This window comes from Blautia sp. Marseille-P2398 (genome assembly GCF_964240315.1).
Lineage (GTDB): Bacteria > Bacillota > Clostridia > Lachnospirales > Lachnospiraceae > Blautia_A > Blautia_A wexlerae.
In genome coordinates this window covers 199,916-217,341 of record NZ_CAXSTD010000005.1, presented here as the reverse complement: position 1 = coordinate 217,341, position 17,426 = coordinate 199,916, and the positions used below count along the sequence as shown (strand labels likewise).

General features: G+C 39.8%; 17 protein-coding genes. 3 read left to right on the top strand and 14 right to left on the bottom strand.

The window, feature by feature from the left end:
- Positions 1 to 105: 105 nt before the first annotated feature.
- The 8 genes from ACESZG_RS08070 to ACESZG_RS08035 form a co-directional block, all read right to left on the bottom strand.
- Positions 106 to 279 (bottom strand): hypothetical protein, encoded by a 174-nt coding sequence (locus ACESZG_RS08070; RefSeq protein WP_172730318.1) that lies wholly within the window; start codon positions 277 to 279, stop codon positions 106 to 108.
- Positions 280 to 463: 184 nt separating this feature from the next.
- The gene (locus ACESZG_RS08065; RefSeq protein ID WP_055059339.1) at positions 464 to 1,060 is read right to left on the bottom strand and encodes a hypothetical protein; all 597 of its coding nucleotides are present in this window, start codon (positions 1,058 to 1,060) and stop codon (positions 464 to 466) included.
- Positions 1,057 to 3,495 carry a glycoside hydrolase family 3 C-terminal domain-containing protein gene (locus ACESZG_RS08060; protein ID WP_173698816.1) on the bottom strand — a complete coding sequence of 813 codons (2,439 nt, stop codon included), beginning with the start codon at positions 3,493 to 3,495 and terminating at the stop codon, positions 1,057 to 1,059. Before ACESZG_RS08060 ends, ACESZG_RS08065 begins: the two co-directional genes overlap by 4 nt.
- Positions 3,496 to 3,521: 26 nt before the next feature.
- On the bottom strand, positions 3,522 to 6,383 hold the full coding sequence (locus tag ACESZG_RS08055) for a glycoside hydrolase family 3 C-terminal domain-containing protein (protein ID WP_118613489.1): 2,862 nt from the start codon (positions 6,381 to 6,383) through the stop codon (positions 3,522 to 3,524).
- A gap of 183 nt (positions 6,384 to 6,566) precedes the next feature.
- On the bottom strand, positions 6,567 to 7,874 hold the full coding sequence (locus tag ACESZG_RS08050) for an ATP-binding protein (protein WP_373217943.1): 1,308 nt from the start codon (positions 7,872 to 7,874) through the stop codon (positions 6,567 to 6,569).
- Positions 7,875 to 7,897: 23 nt separating this feature from the next.
- Positions 7,898 to 8,602 (bottom strand): LytTR family DNA-binding domain-containing protein, encoded by a 705-nt coding sequence (locus ACESZG_RS08045; RefSeq protein WP_019162588.1) that lies wholly within the window; start codon positions 8,600 to 8,602, stop codon positions 7,898 to 7,900.
- A 144-nt stretch (positions 8,603 to 8,746) separates the two neighbouring features.
- The gene (locus tag ACESZG_RS08040; RefSeq protein ID WP_172679286.1) at positions 8,747 to 8,923 is read right to left on the bottom strand and encodes a hypothetical protein; all 177 of its coding nucleotides are present in this window, start codon (positions 8,921 to 8,923) and stop codon (positions 8,747 to 8,749) included.
- Between the two features lie 113 nt (positions 8,924 to 9,036).
- Positions 9,037 to 9,807 (bottom strand): AAA family ATPase, encoded by a 771-nt coding sequence (locus tag ACESZG_RS08035; protein ID WP_373217940.1) that lies wholly within the window; start codon positions 9,805 to 9,807, stop codon positions 9,037 to 9,039.
- Between the two features lie 168 nt (positions 9,808 to 9,975).
- On the opposite strand from ACESZG_RS08035, the gene ACESZG_RS08030 reads away from it, so the two are divergent.
- Entirely contained in the window at positions 9,976 to 10,623 is a 648-nt protein-coding gene (locus tag ACESZG_RS08030) for a TetR/AcrR family transcriptional regulator (protein WP_173720889.1), read from the top strand.
- Here the strand turns inward: ACESZG_RS08030 and ACESZG_RS08025 are convergent.
- Positions 10,545 to 11,171 (bottom strand): DUF3786 domain-containing protein, encoded by a 627-nt coding sequence (locus tag ACESZG_RS08025; RefSeq protein ID WP_119235045.1) that lies wholly within the window; start codon positions 11,169 to 11,171, stop codon positions 10,545 to 10,547. The genes ACESZG_RS08030 and ACESZG_RS08025 overlap by 79 nt on opposite strands.
- Positions 11,172 to 11,493: 322 nt before the next feature.
- Between ACESZG_RS08025 and ACESZG_RS08020 the strand changes: the two genes are divergently transcribed.
- Positions 11,494 to 11,943, top strand: coding sequence for an Rrf2 family transcriptional regulator (locus ACESZG_RS08020; RefSeq protein ID WP_025578148.1), 450 nt, complete (start codon positions 11,494 to 11,496; stop codon positions 11,941 to 11,943).
- A complete protein-coding gene (locus tag ACESZG_RS08015) occupies positions 11,921 to 12,217 on the top strand; it encodes a hypothetical protein (RefSeq protein ID WP_373217938.1) in 297 nt (98 codons plus the stop codon). Before ACESZG_RS08020 ends, ACESZG_RS08015 begins: the two co-directional genes overlap by 23 nt.
- On the opposite strand, the gene ACESZG_RS08010 is transcribed toward ACESZG_RS08015, so the two are convergent.
- Genes ACESZG_RS08010 through ACESZG_RS07990 form a run of 5 tightly spaced genes read right to left on the bottom strand, consistent with a single transcriptional unit; the run spans position 12,206 to position 17,425 of the window.
- A complete protein-coding gene (locus ACESZG_RS08010; protein WP_055058136.1) occupies positions 12,206 to 12,937 on the bottom strand; it encodes a thiamine diphosphokinase in 732 nt (243 codons plus the stop codon). The genes ACESZG_RS08015 and ACESZG_RS08010 overlap by 12 nt on opposite strands.
- Before the next feature lie 8 nt (positions 12,938 to 12,945).
- Positions 12,946 to 13,617 (bottom strand): ribulose-phosphate 3-epimerase, encoded by a 672-nt coding sequence (gene rpe, locus ACESZG_RS08005; RefSeq protein ID WP_227226845.1) that lies wholly within the window; start codon positions 13,615 to 13,617, stop codon positions 12,946 to 12,948.
- A gap of 2 nt (positions 13,618 to 13,619) precedes the next feature.
- Positions 13,620 to 14,498: a ribosome small subunit-dependent GTPase A gene (rsgA, locus tag ACESZG_RS08000; protein WP_373217935.1), complete on the bottom strand. Its 879-nt coding sequence runs from the start codon at positions 14,496 to 14,498 to the stop codon at positions 13,620 to 13,622.
- 3 nt (positions 14,499 to 14,501) lie between these two features.
- Positions 14,502 to 16,685: a Stk1 family PASTA domain-containing Ser/Thr kinase gene (gene pknB, locus ACESZG_RS07995; RefSeq protein ID WP_373217933.1), complete on the bottom strand. Its 2,184-nt coding sequence runs from the start codon at positions 16,683 to 16,685 to the stop codon at positions 14,502 to 14,504.
- Positions 16,679 to 17,425, bottom strand: a complete 747-nt coding sequence (locus ACESZG_RS07990; RefSeq protein WP_022380479.1) for a Stp1/IreP family PP2C-type Ser/Thr phosphatase — start codon at positions 17,423 to 17,425, stop codon at positions 16,679 to 16,681. The genes pknB and ACESZG_RS07990 overlap by 7 nt, the downstream gene beginning before the upstream one ends.
- Position 17,426: the final 1 nt, after the last annotated feature.

Below are 17,426 nucleotides of genomic sequence, written 5' to 3'. Positions count from 1 at the left end.
TATCCCAGTCCAATAGCTAAATCTTTGATTGACCAACATATCAAATGACAATCAAGTGGATATTCACAATCCAAGCTCTTTGCCTTTTAAATCTTTTCCCATATTTCAGCTTCTCTCATCAGAAGTCCTAATACAGTACTTTGTATTATACCATAGCATCTTATCTTTGTGAATATTCATTTTCATCTCATCTTCTGCTAATATTTCCACACTTTTCGAAATGAATTTTTCAAATTCTTCTCTCGCCTTATTTCTATTTCTAATTTTTGTAAAAATCATTTTTATGCCGGCTCAAAAAATGTCCTTACACATATTCAAAAGATGAAGGGCATAAATACAGTCTCTTATAGAATACTTGAAAACAAAAAAGCACTCACCTATTTCAGGTAAATGCCTTAGTCAAGCGGATATTCACAATCCGCTCTGCTACTTGCTCATAACCGAATAACTGCTCCGCAGTTTATCAGAAAGATTCAGCCTTCCCCTCCGGGAAAATAATTTTAAACACAAAGAAAAAAATCACCATGGAAACTCCACCTGTAATAATTGTCACAAGCATGTTATAGACTGCCGGTGCCACATATGCAGATGCAACTGGCATCCACAGATTATTAAATCCATTACAGATCAGTGAAATTACCACCCATGCTATAAAATACCAGATTGCCTGATATACAGGATTTCCATGGCTTTTAAAAGTAATATTTCTCTGAAGCGGAAAATTGATACACTGTGCAAGAAATGACCCCAATTCATAACTGATAAAATAGCCAAGTCCACCACCGATCAGTATATTCCCCGTTGCATCACGCAATACATTATACCCCAGCAAGCTCCATGTAAATTTTACTCCAAACAGATTCATTGAAACCTTTGGCCACATAAATTCTGTACCAGCCAGACCAATTCCCAAAATCCCTGGTAAAAATGTAAATACAAGATACTGGAATACTGTCACGCCCATACTGAATATAACAAAATAGAATATCTGATAAAGCCATTTTGCAAAAGTAGCATGTTTCTCTTCAAAACATTTCCATATATTTTTTATATGATTCATCTGCACTTCCCTCCGGCTCCTTTTAATAATTTTTCATATTTCTTATTATTTCTTCTGTTTCTGAAATATCCGCCAACTACTTTTTTTACTCCAAGCATAAAATGGCCATTCACAGCATCGACAATTCCATATACCATTTCCATACTGACGGCCCCGCCGGTCATCTTGGCAATCCCCCGAAACGGCATATTGTAAATAAAAAGAATATTCAGATCTGGCTTTCCCTGTGCCTCACTCTTCTTTTTCATTTTTGTGAGATATCTATATATCAGCCTTGCAAGTCGACTTTTTGCATAATACATCTGACAGATTGCATCATTGATTTCCAGATTTCCACTCCATCTCCCGTTCGGTATCTCATGGCCAAGAAGTTCACGAAATTCCTCATCTGATATTTTCTGCACGATTCCTGTATAATAGTAAGGCATTTTTGCCGGATTATACGGATACCCTTTACTATTTCCTATTCTCTCAGTCATACCTGTTAAACGAATATCTGCAACACTGGCTCCTACCATAATCTGATAAGTTCCTGTTTCTATTTCCCACTGTCCCGTTTTTATATTCCAATAACGGAATGTCTTATCATCAAACGGAATCCTGAGCTGTCTGCTTTCTCCTGCCTTTAGATAAACTTTTACAAAACCTTTCAGTTCTTTTTCCGGTCGGAACACGATTGCATTAGGAAGTCCTACATACATCTGAACAACCTCTGCTCCATCTCTGTCACCTGTATTGGTAACCGAAACTTTGATTCCATCCTCTTCTATGATAAGATCAGAATATGTAAATTCCGTATAGGAAAGTCCAAAGCCAAATGGATATTGCACCCGGACTTTTGAAGTATCATAATAGCGATATCCCACATAAACACTCTCTCGGTATTCCGATGTTTTCTCATTACTTGGATAATATCGGAATGCCGGTGTCTGTTCATAAGATATGGGATATGTTTCTGCCAGTCTTCCTGATGGATTCACTTTTCCGGTCAGAATATCCAATGTTGCAGAAGCGCCTGCCTGTCCATTCAGATAGCCATGCAAAATCGCTTTGCAGCAGGTGTGCCATGGCATTTCTATCGCAGATCCTGCACTCAGTATTCCAATAATATTTTCATTCACTTTACTGATATCCTGCAGAAGATCTATCTGATTCTGCGGAATACGCATATGGGTTCTATCCAGTCCTTCTGATTCACTGATCTCATCAAGACCAAAGCAGAAAATCACAATATCTGCGTTCATGGCCAAATTTAATGCAAACTTTCTATCATTCTCATCTACATCTCCATTTCTCTGATAGCCTCTTGTCATCCCCAGAATATTCAGATCATATTGTTGCAAAATCGATGACATATCTTCTACTTTTGTTGGATTGACCATAGAAGACCCTGCCCCCTGATATCTGGGTGAAAAAACAAAATCTCCAATAACAGCGATGGATTTTTTTGTATCCAGCGGAAGAATCTGTTTTTCATTTTTCAGAAGAATCATGCTTTCTGCTGCTGCTTTCCTTGCCAGTTGATGATGTGCATTTCTGTCAAAGTTTTTATCTGAAAGCTTCTTCCCTGATGTCAGTTCCATCACTGCATCCACCAGTTCTCCAACTCTTTCATCCAAATCCGCTTCCTTCAGCGTTCCATTTCGGACAGCAGCAATCACTTCTCTTGCAGAATCGTACCCACAGGACGGCATCTCCAGATTTGAGCCGGCAGCAACACCTTTCACATGGTCATTGCTTCCGCCCCAGTCTGTTACTACAATTCCATCAAATCCCCATTCTTTGCGCAGGATATCTGTCAAAAGATGTTTGTCCTCATTAGCATAAATCCCATTAATCTGGTTGTAACTGCTCATGATTGCTTTTGCGTGTCCTTCTTTAACAGCTATCTCAAAACCGGTCAGATAAATTTCTCTTAATGTCCGTTCGTCAACAACTGCGTCCATTGCCATTCTCCGAAGTTCCTGACTGTTAACCGCCAGATGCTTCGGGCAGGCATAAACGCCTTTACTCTGTATTCCACGAATATATGACGCTGCCATCTTCCCGGAAAGATATGGATCTTCTGAAAAATATTCAAAATTTCTTCCACATAATGGGCTTCTTTTAATATTTAATCCCGGACCAAGCAGGATATTTACATCCATACTTGCTGCTTCCTCTCCAAGAGCCTGTCCAATCTCTTCCCCCAGATCCTGATTCCAGCTGTTTGCTATCGTCGCTGCTGTGGGAAAACAAGTTGCATTCAAGGATGCATTCAATCCCAGATGGTCTCCTGCTCCTGCCTGTTTTCTGATTCCATGCGGTCCATCTGAAAGAAAGATGGACGGGATGGAAAGCCTGTCAATTTCTCTGGTCTGCCAGACAGTTTTTCCACTGAGTATCGCTGCCTTTTCTTCTATTGTCATCTTTTCAACCAATTTTTGCTGTTTCATAACTGTTTTCCATCCCACTTTCATCCTTATTCAACATTCTTTCTTTTCTTATATCCTCTGATTACCAGTACTTCCATTCCTGCCATGAAAAGTGCTATTACAATGTCGATTCCAATTCCTGCTTTTTTCCAGTTTTCCATACCTGTTTCTTCGTGTTCTCCATCATAAGCCCAGCTGCTTACAACTGTATACATGACATTTTTGCAGGCATTCCTCATCTGAAGTACAGCTGTTGGATGCTCCGGATTGGCTACATTGTTCTCTTCTCCGTTAAATGTGGACAACATTGCATCTACTCCATTCGCCAAAGCTGCATCTGCATTCATAAATCCATGACCATTGTTTCGGAAGAAGTCTGTAAGTGCCATTCCCCTGAATCCCCATTCATCTCTGAGAACTGTATTCATAAGGTTACTGCTTTCTCCAGTCCATTTATCTCCAAGGAAACTCCAGGAAACCATAACCGCATTTGCGCCACCCTGTTTTACAGAAATTTCAAATGGTTTCAGATAGATTTCCCGAATTGCCTGCTCATTTGACCAGACACTTACCATCTTTGCATTTCCCTCATACAGAGCAAAATGTTTGATATAAGAATAAACCCCATACTTTCTTGCTCCTTCTACTGCTTTTGCTCCCATATTTCCTGCAAGAACTCCATCTTCTGAAAAGTATTCATAGTTTCTTGCTCCAAATGCGGTTCTATGAGTATTCATACCTGGTGCATACCAGCCTTCTGCACCCATTTCCTGACTGATCTTGCCCATGCATTCACCCCAGGCCTGTGCAAGTTCCTTATTCCATGTGGAAGCAACCACAACTTCAATTGGAAATCCAATAGAACCAACTCCTGTAAAGTTGTTATTAATTGCTGCTGGTCCATCGAAATCAAGTGTAGCCACTTTTCCCACAGAATCCATGGCTGCTGTCTGATAACCTGCCATTGCAATCATATTTGCCATTTCATCAACAGTAAGCTGATCCAGAAGTTTTTCCCAACGAGGATCGTCATAATCAGCATCACGCATATCAGCTAATGTAAGTCCATTATCTGCTCCCGTTGTCGGCATTACATCCTCATCATTGAGATATGTAGTCTTATCAAAGTTGCTGTTCAGATGATATTCAGAAACATATGGCTCACCCAGCTCTGCAGATGCCGGTGCTGCTGTAGCCTCTTCATAATTTGCAAAATGATCTGCTCGTGATAAATATGTCACATCGCCTTTTGCATCTTCAAATACATTTGTTGCTGCAGTATCATCTGATGCTCTTTTATTTTCTCCCTTATATACTACATCTTTATCTGCAGTATAAGTTTTCTGATCCAGCACAGTATGTGAATCGCTGTTGATAGAAATCGCATAATCGCCTTTTTCAAGAACATATGCTTTTGCATGATTCTCATCATAAGAGGCCATATCTTCTATACTGAATGTAACTGTAACAGTCTGAGATTCTCCCGGCTGAAGCAAATCTGTTTTTGCAAACTCGATCAGATTTGCAGAAGATTTCTCAATTCCCCCATTTGTATATGGCGGTTCATAATACACTTCTACTACATCTTTTCCGGCAACATCTCCGGTGTTGGTTACTTCTACATCTACAGAAATCTGTCCGTCTTTTTCCTCCAGTTCACCCATTTTCTGTTCAAATTCCGTGTAACTCAGGCCATATCCAAATGGATACTGTACAGTCTTATCGTAATCAATCGCACCTTCCTGTGCAGCTGTTTCATAGTACTTGTATCCTACATAAATACCTTCCACATAATTGGTAAATGCCGGAGCATACACCTGCGCAGTTCCTGCGTTCATTCCTTCAACGGCCAAATCTGCCAGATTTGTATACTCCGTTTTTTCTGCATTATTCCACCACGGAGCAGTCGTCATATCATAAATAAATGTATCCGGTGTTTTTCCGGAAGGATTGACTTCACCTGAAAATACTTTACCAAGTGCATTAAATCCCACATTTCCCGTTCCGGGGCACCATACAACAGATTTAATCTGAGGATATTCATCTGCGAAACCAAGTTCAAACTGATTTGCTCCATTATAAACCACAATCACATTATCAAAGTTTGAGCAAACCATATCTACCATATCTCTCTCAGTTTGTGAAAGCTGTAAATAATGCTCTCCCTCAGGAAAATCATCATATTCATCTGAATTATTATCATATGCTGCTTTTCTTACATCCATAGGAATATCATTATGACCTTCACCTGCTTTTCTGGAAAGAACCACAACTGCCACATCAGAATACTCTTTCGCACTTTTAATAAGCTCATCACTGTAAGTATCTACAGGTGGCTCCGGTAATGTCCAGCTCTGTTTCTGGATAGACATTTCCGGATTATCTGCACCATAATTGTTATAAAAATCAACCAGTTCCTGGTTAATAGAAAATCCGGCATTTTCAAGTCCCTGATTCAGACTGACAATATCATACAGATCATTAATTCCACCGGAACCAGCTCCTCCATAAGCCGGATTAATAGATTCCCAGCCAAAAATATTCAGTTTTTTTGTTTCATTTAAAGGAAGCAGGCTTTCATTCTTCAGAAGAACAATTCCATCTTCCATAATTTCTTCTGCTACTTCCGCAGCTTCTTCATTTGTTTCATCGCTTAAAGTTCCATTTCCCGTTGCCAGTCCAATCAACGTAGACATTGGTCCAAAACAGATCATATTCACGCAGACAACAACTGCAAGAACCATTGCGATCGCAGCTTCTCCTCTTATCAGAAATCTTTTGCCCCTGGACATCCTGCGGCATGCGATCATAATTACGATTCCAATTACAAGTGCAGCAATAATACCGATAATATACGGTTTGCATAATTGTAATACCGCCAGAACATCTTCCATTTCAACACTGATCATTCTCTTTTTTCCTCCTTTGACTCTCTCATCTTTTTCAGGTATCATTTCCTGTTGGCATTACTATAACATGGTTATTATTTCGTGCCGTTTTTGGCACAAGATGCAGCAAATCTGGCACAAAATACTAAAAAAGGTCCACCGAACCTTTTTGTCGTATGCTTGGCAACAAAAATACCCAGAGCATTACAATACTCTGGGTAAAAGAATCTTTAATTCAAACCAGTTCTGCTGTACTCCAAATACTACAGAACCATCATATTTTTCTACAGCTTTACGAATACTCTTCAATCCAAAACCATGGTTTTTACTATCCTTTTTTGTTGTTGTAATCAGATCCTCTTCATTTTTGGAAATTTCTGCTTCACAATAATTCTCTATCTTGATGAACACAAATCCTTTTTGAGCGGATACTGTCAGATGGATCAGTCTTTTTTCCGGATCTGGAATTAAAATTACATGTTCAATCGCATTATCCAAAGCATTTCCAAATATAGAACATATATCTGTTACATGCATATAATCTAATAATTTTCCATCTGCCACACAGGTAATCTGTATATGATTTTTTCGACAATGGAAAATCTTAGCTGCCAAAATCGTATCAAGTACCTGATTCCCTGTTCTGCTTATATTTTCAAAAGCAGCGATTTCCTTTTCCATGGAATCAATCCATTTTTTTCGTTTTTCTTCATCTGATTCCGCGCGAAGTCCCGTTATCTGGTGTTTCAGATCATGGTATTTCATTTGTATGAGATCCAGGCTGTCCTGATAATTTCGGTATTGATCATACTGGCTTTTCAGCATCACGTTCATTACTGAAAGTTCTTTCTCGGCAACATACTCACTGATCCTGCTCTGATAAGCATGCAGGATTGCAATTCCTCCAAAATCGATCAGTGTTCTGATAGAAAAAATATCTGCACGTTCTCTGCTCGCAAATGGTGCATTTTCATTTAAAAAGCTCAGATTACTAAAAGCAAAGATTGCAACAGCCATGATTGCCGCCGCTACTACTTCCTTTACTGTCATCTGTTCAAGATAATTCTGCTTCAGAAGATCTTTTTCTAAATAAATATCAATAGTAAAGCAGCCTCCAAAAACAACCATCGTGATCAGAATTTCAACCCAGAGGCACTGATTCCCCCATGCCTGTACAATAGATACCATCTGCCACTGCAGCGAAGCTGCAAACTCAGCAAGAACAAATGCACGGGCACAGCAATAAGCCGCTCCCAGAGGCTTCATATTTCCTCCGACCATAAGAAATCCATACATCATACCTGCAGCGATCATCATACAGGGAATCCACAAAATTTCAGTTACACTGCCTGTCAAAGTCAGAAAAATACTCTGCATTGCCAACATGAAAAGACTGCCTATAAGAAAATGTACAGATTTCATGTTTTCTTTTTTTAGGATATAAAGATAAACCAGACATGATCCCCACTCTGCTATTGCCGTATAAATTCTTGGAATATCCTGATATAACATAGTGTCCTCCATTTCGCATGAAATCATTCCATATTAAGATTTTGCAGAAGCAGATTCATGAATTCTTTTTTTCTGGTTCTGCTGACAGGTATATGTACATTATGGATCACACAATCAGAACCAACAAATCCCTCTACATGATTCATATTTACCAGATATCCCTTTGCACATCGAAAAAAATTATGTACCGCAAGTTTTTCCTCGAGTTCTTTCATCGTAATTCTTGAACAATAATCTCCTCTCGAAGTATGATAAATTACATTATGTCTCTGCCCCTCAATAAAATAGATATCTGCTATATCTATCTTTACAACTCCTTCCCCAATCGGAATCGTAAGAAATTCTTTAACCTCAGAGCGCATACGTCCAACTGCTTTATCCAGTTTCTGTGAAAAAGAAAAGTACTCAACTGGTTTTACTACATAATCCATTGCATCAACTTCATATCCACGTACTGCATATTGAATCATATTTGTAATAAACATAATAATTACTTTCTGATCCATCTGACGGATTTTTTCTGCTGCTGTCATACCGTCCATGAACCGCATCTGAATATCCATCAGAATAATGTCAAAACCGCCACTGTAATTTTCAGTGATATCTTCTCCATCACCAAATACCGTAACCTTTATTGATCTTCCCCTTTCCGTTTGATATTTCCGGATATACTCTGTTAATTGTTTTACGTAAATTTCTTCATCTTCCACAATTGCAATCTGTATCATCCTATACCCTCCACAAGAATTGCATTTTTTGTAACTGTTCAATCACACAATATAGTCCCAGGTTTTTATTATTATTTTATAAATAATTTTTGTTTCAGTATATCACTGCTTTTTTCTTGCGTCAAGCGGATGTAATATTACAAATTACAGCTGTATAATCTGGTTTTCTTTTATCGTATATCCACAGTTATCGCATACACTGTCGCCAACTGTTTTTCCATCTCTCACAAATACCTCTATATCTGCACTACATTTCGGACATTTAACTTCTTCAATTGAAGTCATGTTTCTGGCATCCATACATCCTGAAAAAAATCCCATTTTTTCACCTTTTTCCTATATATATTCTATTATTTTCTTAACCTAATTTTTCTTTTATTTTTTTATCTCATCTACTGCTGTCTGGCTGAAATCATAAAGAGAACCTCCCTCTCTCACAGTCCTAGCTTCTTTACAATTTCTTCCAGTGCACTTCTTACAGGAGAATCTTTCGGAAGCTGTATGATCGGCTTTCCATTACAGTCATACTGATATACCTGGTCATCATGTGGTACAACCCCTAACAGTTCCAGTCCCTGATTTCGGATTTCTTCCAGAGTTCCGACATCCAGTTTTCCATCCGGAACACGATTCACGATTAATCCAGTTTTCTGTGGTTTAAAGTTTAACTCCTTCATCAGCTTTGCAATACGTCCGGCTGCCTGAACACCTCTTCTGGAACAGTCACTTACAAGAATGGCAACTTCCATCATTGGCAGGATTCCTCTGCTGATATGTTCCATACCTGCTTCGTTATCAACCACAATATATGGATAATGGCTTTGCAGTTTCTGAACCTGGGTCTGCACAAGACCATTTACAAAACAATAGCAGCCCTGTCCCTGGGTTCGTCCCATTACCATCAAATCATAATCGTCTTCTTCTGCAATCGCATCAGAAAGACGCATTTCCAGATATGCCTGTTTTGTCATACCGGAGGGAATCTGATATCGTGGGTCTATGCCTGCCCGCTCAATTTCTTCTCTCAGCTCCCCAAGTGTGACCTCCGGCTCAACACCGAGCACTTCGTTCAAATTTGCATTTGCATCTGCATCCACCGCCAGGACCGGACGTTTTCCGCTTTCACATAAATACTGGATCAACAATCCACAAAGAGTTGTTTTTCCTACGCCACCTTTTCCTGATACTGCAATTACATGTCCCATGTTTTTCCTCCTAAAATTCTGAACAATCTGTTGACTTTTTCTTTAAACCTCATTATAGTTGTTACTATATAAATTACAATAATCAGTCTGTGAGATTTGTATGGTTACTCAACACATCAGAAAAATTGTTGAGAAATCATATGATCCTAACTAATACAGGAGTATATAATGTCAGAAAAAACGAGAAAACAAGATCGCCGTACCCGCTATACCAGACAAACCATAAAAGATACGTTCTTAGAATTGTTAAAACAGAAAAGTTTTACGAAAATTACAGTTACTGAGGTCTGCAAAAATGCTGAAATCAACCGTGGCACTTTTTATCTTCATTACTACGATATCTATGATGTATTATCAGATATTTTTAATGATATGACTCAGGATATGTTAACAACTGTGGATCATTTATTCTGTCTAAATCAAAAAAGCTGTTCCTATCCGTTCTGTCAGAAAATACAGATGGAATCACAATACAGGGCACTGTTTCTGGATGATGCAATTGCCCCTATTCTTCTGGAAAAAATAGCAGAAAATACAAAAGAAGGCTATGTGACCTGGCTTATGTCACACAGCCTCCTGACCTTTGAACAAGCAGAATCGGTTTTTTATTTTCAAATGAATGGCTGCCTTTCCATCAACAGACTGATGCTCCGCAATCACTGTAATGACTGGAAACAGATTCAGACAGTAATCGACAAATTTATCAAAGCCGGACTGGAAAGTTTTCTGATTCATGATCAGAGAGAAGAAAATGCTTCCGATAATTTTTGCAGCAAAATTTCTCCAACTGTTACCGCATCTTCTACACTTAGATAATGATCGGCATGATCCTGAAGAAATATTTTGCCAGATACAGGAAATTCTTCATCTGCAAACCATATCTTTAAAGTTACCGGATATCTTGGCAGAACTGGAAAAACAGCACACAGATCCGCCTTTGTCTCTGTGAATTCTGCACCCAGGTTTTTACATGCTTTCTGAATTTTCTCAGGATCTTTATCCTGCAAAAGCTTTTCCAGTTTCTGCTCTGCAGTCCGGTCAAACTTGGTTCCTCGAATCAATCCATCTTTCAGGTTACCAAAAGTAATGAGTTTCTGTGAACCTTCTGTTCCATCGGCCATATCCAGATAATGCAGCAATGTCAGATAATGCCATTCGTCCATGTCTGAGTTAATACAAAATTCAGGGAGTTGAATTTCAATCGTTTCATAAAAACTCAGTACTTCAAGCACATTTCGGCTGCTATGAAAAACAGCCCCACTTTTTGCAGCAATATCCTCTCCGGAACGATTTTGCAGCCGTTTTACTGCTGCCTGAAACATTTCCTGAAATGCACGATTTTCTGTTTGATTTTTGTATTCCATAAGTTCTCCTTTGTAAATATTTTATCGCATCACGTAATAATCAATGTTTATTCAAGGATTTTGGTGGTTTCATAAATTTGTCTACGATCAGCATATTATACAATCCTCCGTAAGTTTCATTCCTGTGTTGACTTTTCCTTTAAATTTCATTATAGTTGTAATTATATTATTTACAATCATCAAAATAATAAATATGCACAGTTTCTCAACATATTGGAAAGAACTGTTGAGAACTTGAAATGTTTTAGACAAACCAGAAATATTTTTGTCTCAAAAATGTGAAAGCAAAATCATTATATCATACTACAAGGAGTTTCTTATCATGAAATATTCAACGAAATTAAGTGATACTGTTCATGTGATGGTTCTGATTGCTATCAACCAGGAAAAATCTCTCTCCAGTGCCTCAATTGCAGAAAGTGTCCATACAAATCCCGGCTTTGTACGCCAGCTTATGTTAAAACTAAAAAAGGCCGGACTTATGACCAGTGTAGCCGGACATGCCCATCCTTCTCTTTCAAAACCGGCAGACCAGATTACATTGCTGGATATTTATAAGGCAGTTGAAGGTGAGAAACCGCTGCTTCATTTAGATACTCATACCAATCCTGATTGTGGTGTTGGTATTAATATTCAGTTATCTTTGCAGGGATTTTATAATGAAATTCAAAAAAACGCTGAAGAAAAGATGAATACGATTACTTTACAGGATATCATAAATACTTATTACCAGAGAACATCCATGCAAAATGATTTACAGAATATTATATAGAAGGAGAAACGAAAAAGAACTTCCAGATATGGATTATCTTCTAAATGATGACGAATCTGATAACAATTTGGCGAGGAAAATTTTTATATTTTCTAATCCAGGAATTTTCTTGTTATCATGCCCGCCTCCGTGCGGGCATTTTTTAATTCAGCAGAGCACCGCAGGCGGTCTTTCCTATAAAGTAAAAAAAGCGGTAAATTCAGCTCATCTGCAAGCTCCAGTGCCTCCCTGGGAAACTCATCAAAAAAACGTGTCTTGTGTTTTAGTCTCTTGACATTATCATAAGCAATTCTCCTGAGCTAAATGTAACTCTGGCATGTTCGCTGATTATCTCATTGCTTACAGTAAGTCCACTGTCTGCTGCTGTCAGACAATAGTTACTCAGGGGATATTTAAATCCTTCCAGAGTCAGATCTGTCACATTTCCTCCAAATGGAAAAAATGACACATATTTTCCAAACTGTTCTGACTTTTTCAGAACTGTTCCGTCTGAAATAAGCTTCATATAATTATACCGATCCACAAGTGTTACTTCTGCCCCCTGGTTTTGTGCCAGGACAAGGAGTCCGAAATTCGCCATCAGATGATCTACTCTGTTTCCTGTCACACCAAAGATCACTATCTTTTTCGCACCGGTCCTGATCGCATAATTCATGGCAGACTGTGTATCTGAGTCATCTTTTTCCGGTCTCAGGCGGATAACTTTTATTTCTTTTTTTTCATTTCCAAAGCCTTTTTGCAATTTCCACTCAGTCATTCCACCATAGGGAATTTCACTGTCCATACTTCTTTCTTCATGAATTTCCAGGAATTTTTTTCCATCTTCAGACAGACTGTCAAAATCTCCAATAACTGCATCCGGCAAAAGCTGATGCTCCAGAAAGAATTCCAGCCCTTTATCAGCTGCGATCAGACAGGCTTCATTCTTTTTTAAAAAATCGAGGGCAAAATCACTGTGGATATTGCCCCCGCTTACAATTATCGTATCTATCATGCTCTTCCTCAGTCAATCCTTCTTATGATCTCGTCCATTCGTTCTCTGGCATGCTTTACATTTCCTGCCAGATCATCTTTGAAAACATAAGAACCTGCTACCAGCAGATTTGCACCTGCTGTGAGCACTGTCTCCATTGTCTCATCATTGATGCCACCATCAACCTGAACATCTACATCCAAATCCTCGGCCTCGATCAGTTCACGTACTTCCCTGATCTTCTCCGTACATTCTTCCATATACTTCTGACCGCCAAATCCCGGCTGTACAGTCATGATCAGAACCATATCCACATCGCTGAGCATATGGCTTATATCATTTACAGGTGTAGCCGGTTTGATGGAAACCCCCACCTTCACACCTGCTTCCCTGATCTGTTCAATAGTTCTCTCAAGATCTTCACATGCCTCCGCATGTACTGTAATGGAATCTGCCCCACATTCCACAAAATCTCTGATATATCTCTCAGGCTCTGTAACCATGAGATGTACATCAAAAAACAACTTTGATTCCTTTCGGATAGACTTTATCACCGGCATTCCAAAAGAAATACTCGGTACAAAATCACCATCCATAACATCAATATGAAGCCATTCAATCCCCTCTTTTTCCAGGGTTTTGATCTGTTCGCCCAAACGGTTAAAATCTGCCGATAAAATAGAAGGGCACAACTGATACATAATTAGAATCTCCTTTTCTCTTTTAATTCATTATAAAGTCCCAGATAATCTTCATAGCGAAGCTGGCTGATCTTATGCTCTGCCAATGCTGCTTTCACGCCACAGTCCGGTTCATGGATATGTCTGCATCCCTGAAACCTGCACTGTTCTTCATATCTGCGAAACTCCGGAAAATACGCCTTAAGTTCCTGTTCTTCTATATCTGTCAGATATAAAGAAGAAAATCCCGGTGTATCCATCAGATAAGTATCATGTCCCACCGGTATCACCTGAGAATGACGCGTGGTATGCTTTCCACGTTTCAGCTTCTTACTTATCTCCCCGGTTTCCATCTGTACATTTTCCTGCAGTGCATTGGTAATTGAAGATTTTCCCACACCGGAAGGTCCTGCAACTACAGTTGTTTTTCCTTTCAGGATCTCACGTATTTCATCCAGCCCCTCTCCATTAAAAGTACTGGAAAAAATCACATCATATCCACAGCTCTTATAGGTTTCATATAAAAGCTCCAGTTCTTCCTGTTTTGCAAGATCTTTCTTGTTAAAACATATGACTGCCGGAACATTCTCTTTCTCCATCATGATCAGAAAACGGTCAAGCAGCATAAAATTAGGTTTAGGATTCTCCATCGCAAAAATCACAAAAGCCTGATCCACATTGGCAACGGCCGGACGGATCAATGAATTTTTTCTGGGAAGGATGGCAGTCACACTGCCTTCCTTCTCCTGTTCATCCAAAACCTCTATCTCCACATTATCCCCTACAAGAGGTTTCTGTTTATCTTTTCTGAATATTCCCTTTGCCTTGCATTCATAAATCTCATCATTTTCTGTATAGATGTAATAAAATCCTGCAATTCCTTTTATTATCTTTCCCTGCATGGATCATTCAGCCTTAGCAAATGTAATAGAATAATTTCCGAGTTCCTGATAAGTTCCACTGATCTGTTCAGACAGATACAAAGTACCCTCGCTGATACCAGGTGCACCTGTGATATCCAGATCATATGGGAACTGGATTACCTGATCTTCCAGAACAACTGAAGCTGTCGGTGTTCCGTTTACATTCTGGATCAGTTCCAGACGAACCGGACCTCCGGAATATCCTGACGGAGTATTCAGAGTCTGTGTACATTTCCATACTTCCCCGGCTGCTGCCGCCGCACTGTTATCTGCTGTCTGTGCCGGAGCATCAGATGACGCAGCAGTATCTGCGCTGTCACTCTGAGCCGAAGGTTCCTGATCTCCGGTACTTACTGTGATCACAACATTCACATTATCCGGATCTTCCCAGTTTCCGGCTTCCGGTTCCTGTGAAATTACTTCTCCTTCTGCCACCTCTGTACTCTTTTCCTCTTTTACTTCCACATTGAGGAACTTACCAAAAGTAGTAACTGCATCATTCTTTGTCATTCCGACAACACTTGGAACCTCCACACTGTCTCCATAGTCCACACCTCGGCTGACAAGCAGTGTTACGCCATCTCCTGCTGAAACAGAGTTTCCGGCTGCCGGAGTTGTGGAGACTGCATATCCCGGATCTGTAACCGGAGTACCATCATCATTTAATTCACTGTATTCTTTCTGTATCTCAACAGTTAATCCCATATCTTCCAGAGTCTGCTGTGCGTCTACTCCGGTCTGTCCATCCACATCCGGAATTGTGATCTTCTGCGCACCCTTGCTGATATAATATTTAATGGTCGTATACTGCTCTACTTTACTTCCCTTTGGAATATCCTGTGAAGAAATGGTTCCTTTTGCCTGATTTGAAGCCTCCTCGCCCATAGGCTGAATACCCAGTTTCATATCCTTTGTGATATTCTTTGCTTCATCCTCTGTTTTTCCTACCAGATTCGGCACAGTTATCATTCCGTCATCATCTGATTCCGATGTATCTGAGGCCTCAGTTTTTTTGTCTGTATCATTGTTACTTCCAATAAGTCCGGACGCCTTTCCTGCGACCAGAATGATTGCTATCAGAATCACAACACCCATCAGAAGCATTACAATAGTCAGCCCATGTCCGCCTCCTTTTTTCTTTTTCTCAGGCTTATCTGATTTCTTCCTGTGCTTTTTCACTTCCGGCTCATCATCATAATCTGTTTCATTGATTTCTTCTTCCAGAGCCTCAGGTTCTGATTTTGCGATCTGCTTCGGCATATGTTTGATCTCGCCAAGCTCCTTATCTGAGATCACAACTGTTTTTGCTTCGTTATCCACAGACGTCAGCGTTACGAAATCTCCCTGTGGATCGATCAGAGAATGCTTCAGATCTGCGATCACATCCTCCATATTCTGATAACGGCGATCCACGCTTTTCTGTGTACATTTCAGAATGATCTGCTCCAGACTGTGGGGAAGCTCCGGTGTATAAATACTTGGAGGAACAATCTCTTCCTGAAGATGTTTGATAGCAATAGCTACTGTGGTATCTCCGTCAAAAGGAACCTTCCCTGTAACCATTTCATACATTGTGATACCCAGTGAATAAATATCACTCTTCTCATCACTGTATCCGCCTCTGACCTGTTCCGGTGAACTGTAATGAACAGATCCCATTACATTTGAGCTTATGGTATTGGAAGAAGCGGCTCTTGCAATACCAAAATCTGTTACTTTTACCTTTCCATCCATGGAAATGATAATATTCTGCGGTTTTACATCACGATGTACAATCCCATGGCTGTGTGCAGCTTCCAGTCCCATGGAGACCTGGATTGCAATACTGGTTGCTTCTTTTACAGAAAGCTTTCCCTTTTTGGAAATGTACTCCTTGAGAGTAATTCCCTCAATAAGCTCCATAACAATGTAATAAACTCCGTTATCGTCACCAACATCAAATACATTCACTATATTCGGATGTGTCAGGACTGCTGCAGCCTGAGCCTCACTTTTAAACTTGCGGATAAACGTCGTATCCTCTCTGAATTCCGGCTTAAGAACTTTTACAGCAACAAACCGATTCAGCTTATGGTCTTTTGCCTTGTATACGTCCGCCATTCCGCCGGTACCAATTTTTCCTAATATCTCATAGCGTTCTGCTATGATCATTCCCGTTTTTAACATGCTTTCACCTCGTCTGTGAATGGTTCTACCAATACAATTGCAATATTATCCTTGCCGCCATTGCGGTTTGCTTCTCTTATAAGTATCCTGCCTTTTTCATCCAGATCTGTAGATGTGTCAGAAATGATTTCCCTCAGCTGGCTGTCCTCAACCATGTTGCTGAGCCCGTCCGAACACATCAAAACTACATCTCCGGGTTCCAGTTTCAGATCAAAGAAATCAATATCCACTGTTTTCTCTGCTCCAAGTGCTCTTGTAATGATATTTTTCTTCGGATGCTTCCTTGCCTGTTCAGGGTCAAGTTCTCCCATTCTTACCATCTCCTGCACCAGTGAGTGATCCCTTGTTATCTGCTGAATCTTCTCTCCGATCACATAAAGTCTGCTGTCACCTACATTTGCCACATAAGCGTAATGTCCTACGATAGTAGCTGCCACTATCGTTGTTCCCATTCCTCTGAGTTTCTCATCCTGCTGTGCCTGGGCAAGAATCTCGGTATTTACACATTCAATGGCATGACGGATTACCTTTACCGGATTAAAATCCGCATCCTGCCGGATTTCCTCCACCATAGATGTAACCGCATGAGAGGATGCATAATCACCTGCATTATGACCACCCATACCATCTGCAACAACAAACAGATTCGGAAGATTTCCAACCGGGTCAGCAGTTGCGAACACATAATCCTGGTTCATCTTCCGCTTTTGCCCGACATCAGTAGCTGAATATATCCTCATG